General features: G+C 59.9%; 6 protein-coding genes. 5 read left to right on the forward strand and 1 reads right to left on the reverse strand.

The features are described 5' to 3' along the window. The first annotated feature begins 550 nt into the window (after nt 1-550). Nucleotides 551-1,096 (forward strand): transglutaminase-like cysteine peptidase, encoded by a 546-nt coding sequence (locus tag F3H41_RS14545; protein WP_188129474.1) that lies wholly within the window; start codon nt 551-553, stop codon nt 1,094-1,096. 313 nt (nt 1,097-1,409) lie between these two features. Here F3H41_RS14545 and F3H41_RS14550 read toward each other — a convergent pair whose 3' ends face one another. Continuing rightward, nucleotides 1,410-1,871 carry a hypothetical protein gene (locus tag F3H41_RS14550; RefSeq protein ID WP_149739412.1) on the reverse strand — a complete coding sequence of 154 codons (462 nt, stop codon included), beginning with the start codon at nt 1,869-1,871 and terminating at the stop codon, nt 1,410-1,412. 585 nt (nt 1,872-2,456) lie between these two features. Between F3H41_RS14550 and F3H41_RS14555 the strand changes: the two genes are divergently transcribed. The 4 genes from F3H41_RS14555 to F3H41_RS14570 form a co-directional block, all read left to right on the forward strand. Then, nucleotides 2,457-3,134, forward strand: a complete 678-nt coding sequence (locus F3H41_RS14555) for a hypothetical protein (protein WP_149739413.1) — start codon at nt 2,457-2,459, stop codon at nt 3,132-3,134. A gap of 43 nt (nt 3,135-3,177) precedes the next feature. Further along, nucleotides 3,178-4,563 (forward strand): O-antigen ligase family protein, encoded by a 1,386-nt coding sequence (locus F3H41_RS14560; RefSeq protein ID WP_188129475.1) that lies wholly within the window; start codon nt 3,178-3,180, stop codon nt 4,561-4,563. 281 nt (nt 4,564-4,844) lie between these two features. Further along, nucleotides 4,845-5,207 (forward strand): hypothetical protein, encoded by a 363-nt coding sequence (locus F3H41_RS14565; RefSeq protein WP_149739415.1) that lies wholly within the window; start codon nt 4,845-4,847, stop codon nt 5,205-5,207. Nucleotides 5,208-5,680: 473 nt separating this feature from the next. Next, the coding region (locus F3H41_RS14570; protein WP_244616200.1) for a Wzz/FepE/Etk N-terminal domain-containing protein at nt 5,681-6,000 on the forward strand (320 nt) is incomplete at its 3' end.

The following is a 6,000-nucleotide window of genomic DNA, read 5'->3' on the forward strand; positions in this document are numbered from 1 at the left end:
GGCCCTGTTGAAGAGCTATTGCTACCATTGGTGCGTCTGTCGAGTGATAGGTTCGCGTCACCTTCCTGCCTTTGAATGCGGACAGGGCGCGACGAGCCAGTCGTGCGGTGTGTTACAGCCCGGAAACGGGACACATCTTTAGAATTTTAGCAAATCTCGACAGGGTTCGCCGCTCTCCCGGTAACCACGTTCACCGGCCTCGCGTGAATTAAGATGGTGCGCAGGGCCTGCGCCTCGATCCCGCGCTGTTTCGCCGGTCGAAATGTCTCAAGTGACGTAAAATGTTGATTTTAATCACGATTTCGCTTGCCCTTCGCAGCGTTGGAAAGTGAGAGCTGCGGTGCGGCAGGCCCTGATCCGAGATGCGGCAGCCGTGGGCGTGGCAATTCGGTAAAATTGCTCGGATCGACTTAAATGGCGGGAAAACCCTGTTCTGTAGTGTGAGGTCAGTGGGGAACGAGAGCGGGCAAGCTTTCGTCAGCATCACGCGAACCCCGACCGAGATGAACTCGGAGAAGAAGCTCGAAGAAGCTCACGAAGGACAGGGATGATGTTGAAGAAAATTATCGCGACGCTTGCCGTCTTTGCCGCCGTCAGCGGTTTTACCGCACCTTCGGCCAATGCATTCAATGTTGGCAACTTTGGTGGTCGCGTGCTCAGCGAGAGCCGCGCGCCGAAGGGTTATGTCGCCTTTTGCCGCAGCAATCCGTCGGAGTGCAAGGCTGACGGCGTCGGCATGGTCAGCTACAACTCGCATATTCGCTCGCTGATCACGACCGTCAACAACCGCGTCAACCGCAGCATGAGCGCACGCAACGATATGGGTGCCGACGTCTGGACGGTCAACGCCACCTCCGGCGACTGCGAAGACTTTGCGCTGACAAAGCGCAGCCAGCTGATCCGCGCCGGAGTGCCGGCAGGTGCCCTTCGAATGGCCGTGGTCGTTACGCCGCGCGGCATCGGTCATGCCGTTCTGGTGGTCAAGACCAATCGCGGCGAGTTCGTGCTCGACAACCTGCGCAAGTCGATCGTCAAGCGCAACCAGACCGGCTACGCCTTCCTGCGCGTCGCCTCCGCCAATCCGATGCGCTGGTAACAGGGATGCCTGGGGCGGCCGCGCTGCCCCGCTTCTGATCGGATGTTCTCCAGCATGCAGGAATAGAGGCAATCCGGGTGAACCGATGTTCGCCGGGATTGCCTCGTTTTGTTGGGCTTGCTTACGATCGCGGGTGACTCTGCGCCGCGTGACCAAACAGGGGCCGCTTCCGAGACGTGATGCGGCCGACATGGCATGCCGTCATATCGGCTCTCGGCCCCCACAGAACACAAATGGAAAAACCTCAGGCATCATGCAATGCCTGAGGTCAGCCTCCCCTGCGGGAAGGAATTCAACTGAGACCGTGGAGGTCTTACGTGGCGCTCGGCGGGGTGCCGTTGAGCTGCAACGGACGGTCACGATCCGCATTGCCGTCACCCGTCACATCGCCGCCGGCCGTGGGCCCAGTAGCGGTCGGACCGGGCGTAGGACCTACGTCTGCGGTCGACGGCAGCGAGTCTGCGATGCTTGCCATCTGCTCGGTGTTCACGCCGGCCTGCTGAGCGGCAGCGGCGACCACGCCCGAGGCATTTGTGTTCTTATAAGCCTGAGCGGCAACCGCGAGGCGCTGCGCGGCCGGGACCCTAGCGAGCGCCACACGGACTGCCGCAATCTTGGCAGCCTGGGACAGAGCCGGGTTTGCGACGATCGTCTGGATCTGCAACACAACGCCAGCCGCCTGGATCTGTGCCGGCGCAGCCTGCGCATAAGCCTCGCCTACGAGGCCGAGCGTCGAAAATGCCAAAAGTACGGGTACGAGATACCTATTTTTCATTGCAGACCTCCTGCGTGCTTAAATCGAGAGCGTTATTACATTTTTCTTAATGCATGACAATAGGCCTCAGAGAATAGCCGAATGGATCTGATTTGGCCAGAAACAGTTTGTGCCATAATGAAACGGCTCGACTCCGTGGGGCGCAAATAATCTTTACGGGCATCCTGCGCCGGTACATGGCGTTGCAGTCAGAAAAATGCCATTAAATCCATCCAATCCAATGGATTAAAACACATCCAGTAATTCTTGCCAACTGAATTTTTTATCTATTTTTCTTCTTTTGAAACTAAAAGTTGCAGTTCCGTATCGTTCTCCTGCATGCTGTTGCACCCAAAAATGGTTGCGGAATCAATTTCGGCGTCCTGGCTCGGGGCTTTCAGCCTGCCGTTGGTGTGCCTGTTTTCACGGAGAAAGCGGGGTGCGACGGTTCTGAGAAAGTGCGACCTGACTTACAAAGGAGCACTTGCCTCGAATTCAATACGATATATTTGGATGAAATTAAATCGAGCCGTGTAGGAAAGCAGGCAGCGTTCTGGCCAGCAATGACGGCTCGGGCTTTCTGACATATCCGATCTGGTGAGGACCATGGCGCGATCGAGGGAAAATGTCGTTCCCCTATACATTTCTGCGGCGGCCGGACTTGTCCTTTGCTTTGCCAGCGTCGCTCTGTTCTTCAGTGAAACACGCATATTCGCAAGGCCTGATGAAACGGCTCCGGAATTTGCGGACTTTCTGACGAGCGACGCCAATCAGTCTTCCCTGTCATCGTATTCGAAGGTCATCGTTCTTGCCGATTGCTGGTACGGGCTCAATCCCCCGGCAAATGCGCCCAATATCCTGGCCAGGAGGCTCGCCATTGCAAAACGATGTCGGTCGATCGCGGGGGAGATCGCCGAGGCGATGCCCTCCAACGGCCTTGCCTGGGTCGTGCGGGCGCAATCGGCGCTCGTTCGCGGCGATATCGATGGATTTCTCTCCGATTTAAAACTGTCCCAAAGGGTGACTCCGAACGAGGCGGCCAAGGCGCGGCTGCGCGTGATCCTTGCCGAGGCCAATATGGCGCTGCTCGACGAACCGGCGCGTCAGGCTCACATTTCCGATATCAGGATGCTGGCCGGAACCACGGAGGGCATGCGCTGGATCGCTCAGCGGTATCTCGCCAACCCCGAGTACCGTGAAACGATCGTGCAGGTGATCGAAAGTCTACCGGACGAACGCCAGCGGAGATTTCTGGGTGAGCTGAAGAATTCCCCATCGACCTGAGCCTTCCGTGGCGGGTTTTTTCTTTTCAAACAGGTATATGTCCTTGATCGGCGAAACAAACAGCATCCGCTACAAGACCAACGGCTTCCTGATGTGGGCCGTAACGGCCATCGTGCTGGTCATGCCCCTGTTTCTGGGAGCCAACCGGCCCGGCGTGTGGGCGCTGACGGCCGCGCTCCTGTTTGCAACGGCCAGTCTCTATTTCCTGCGGCTTGCACTCGCCGGCGTCACGCCGCGCAAGTCGGTGTCGGCCTTTCCGCTGATCTGGGGCCTGTTCCTGGCGCTGACGGTCTACATCGCCATCCAGTTCCTGCCGGTGGCGCGCCTCCTGCCTGGGGCCTTGCTGTGGTGGCCGGCGGATGTGCCTGCGAGCGCCACCATTTCCGTTTCGCCCGGCGATACGCTCTTTGCGCTGCTGCGGTGGCTCAGCTACGGTCTGCTCTTCTACATGGCGGTACAGATCGCCGCGAACCGGACACGCGCCGCCACCTTCCTATCCGTCATGTATGTCGTCGTCGTCCTACATGCGGCCTACGGCGCGATCATGTTGCTGCAGTTCAACGACACGATCCTCTTCAGCGAGAAGTGGAGCTACGAGGGGTCTGCCACCGGGGCCTTCGTCAATCGCAATTCCTTCGCGACGTTCCTCGCCTTTGGCTGCGTGCTCGGGGTCAGCCTCATTCTGGAAGAGCTGTTCACGCCGATTGAGCGCCGGCCGCAATCGACCGGCTTTCGCTACGGCTCCAATCGCAATCTCATTCTCAACCTCACCGGTCTCGCCATCATCGCATCCGTGCTTGTGATGACCAATTCGCGCATGGGCAATTTCGTCGCGCTGGCCGGCGTGCTGGTCGTCTCGCTGATGGCGATTGCGAAATCGGATACGGTCCGGGGCCGCTATTCCGCGCTGGCTGCGGTGGTCCTGGCGAGCTTCGGCCTGCTCCTTGCCCTCTACGGTGGCGGTCTTCTCGAACGGGTGGGTGCCGTGGGGACGGATGCGGATACGCGCCTTAGCCTCTACAAGCAGGCGATCGAGATGATCGCGGCCCGTCCGCTCACCGGCTTTGGCGGCTCCTCGTTCGAATATGCCTATCCGCTGTTCCACCAATTGCCCGTGAGCACCGACTTCCTCTGGGACAAGGCGCACAACAGCTACCTGACCCTTTGGGTCGAATACGGTCTGTTATTTGGCTCGATCCCGATGCTGATCCTGGCCATCATCGCCTGGCGGCTGGTGCGTGCCTTTGCGGCGGCCCCGTTTGTCGAGGCGCCAATGCTTGCGGGGAGTGGCGTGATCATCGTCGGCGCGCTTCACTCGCTCGTCGATTTCAGCCTGGAGATCCAGGGCGTCACCATGCTCTTCGTGGTGATCGTCGGTGCCGGCTTCGCCTATGCCGTCCAGTCCGAGCGGCGCGCCACCCGCGACTGACCGGCGTGGCGCGCGTGCGGGCGCCGTGGCGCCGTTCGACCTGACGTAGTCGCTGACCGGTCCCCGTTGCGCTGCCGTTGGACCATGCCGAGGGAGGCGGGCCGATGCGCTGCAGACGTCGCCTGCGGGCATGGGTTCCTGCCTCTTCCGACAAAAGACGAGTTGCTTCGAATTTTATCGATCCACTTAAAGCAGGTGCAGGGGGGCTGCGTGTAGAGTTGTCCTATCGGCGGTCCAGAAGGGTCGCACAACAAGAAGCAAACAGGACAGGGACAACTTCGATGCTCAAGACCTCGGCAATCGCCATCCTCGCTGCACTGACTGTCACCATCGGTGCTGCAGGCCCCTCGCATGCTTTCCAGATCGGCAGCTTCGCGCGCCAGCTCGGGACGGCCGTCGCCGCCAGTGGTGCGCCGCTCGCCATGAACCTCGAGCGCTCCAGCTTCAGCGGCGCCTGCGAAACGCTCGCCTATCGCAGCGCCGCCCGCGCGCCGCAGCTCGCCATCCTCATCCCGGCGGCCAAGGCGACCGTGTCTGCGCAGGCTGTTGCCCGCGGTGAGGGCGCCGTCGTCTGGTCCTTTGACGTTGCAGCAGGCCAGCCGTTCGTCGTCGCTTCCGCCGATGACATCGGACTGATCCAGTAAGACGTTCCCGTCTTTCGTAGAGCGAAGCTCTCCGTTCCTGCCAGGCAGTGCGCGTTCTGCTTGGTATCACGCGGACGATCGCTGGCCGCAGTCCATGGCGGCCCGCGCTGGCACGTCTGCCTCCCACCCGTCAGAACGGGTCATGCCGGGGTCCCTTGCGAGGGCAGCCGTCCGGCCGGGATCTCCCGCCGCCGTGATGCGCGCGCGGGGCTTGGGACTATTATATCCCCAAAATCGAGCGTTTCCGGCTGAGGCGGGCCAGGCATGACTGTCCGTTGTCTATTTGCGCCCGCACGCCGTGCAAATGGATGCAAACCTGTGCCCGCGGTGGCACTGCCACGGTGCCTGCCAGCACAGTCAATTTTGCCATTAACTGCGTATGATGAAAGCGTTTGCTGCACTGTGGCGCTGTGGTACACAAAGGGGCAAATGGAAGACCTGACTTTAAATTATTCATTTAGGAAATTCGTTGGATGAGTAACGAAATTGATCTCAAAAGCGTCCTCGGCCTCGTTCGACGCCAGATATGGCTGATCCTCTCCCTGTTTGTCGGCATTACCGTTCTCGGCGTGCTTTTTGCCTATTCGATAAACCCGAAATATGCCGGTACAGCGCTCGTCGTCGTCGATCCAACGCCTTCGAACCTTCTGGATCCGCAGGCCCGTCTGACGGGGGGCATCACGGACAATGCCCGTATCGAGAGCGAGGTGAACATCATCAGCTCCGACGGCGTGCTTCTGGACGTCGTGCGCAGCCAGAACCTGATTTCCGATGACGAGTTCGGCGTCAAGCT

Origin of the sequence: Rhizobium sp. RU20A, from assembly GCF_900155885.1 — a bacterium.
Classification (GTDB): domain Bacteria; phylum Pseudomonadota; class Alphaproteobacteria; order Rhizobiales; family Rhizobiaceae; genus RU20A.

Coding starts and splice junctions, on each gene's coding strand:
- F3H41_RS14555 (WP_149739413.1), top strand. CDS start 2,457: ATGGCGCGATCGAGGGAAAATGTCGTTCCCCTATACATTTCTGCGGCG.
- F3H41_RS14545 (WP_188129474.1), top strand. CDS start 551: ATGTTGAAGAAAATTATCGCGACGCTTGCCGTCTTTGCCGCCGTCAGC.
- F3H41_RS14550 (WP_149739412.1), bottom strand. CDS start 1,871: ATGAAAAATAGGTATCTCGTACCCGTACTTTTGGCATTTTCGACGCTC.
- F3H41_RS14565 (WP_149739415.1), top strand. CDS start 4,845: ATGCTCAAGACCTCGGCAATCGCCATCCTCGCTGCACTGACTGTCACC.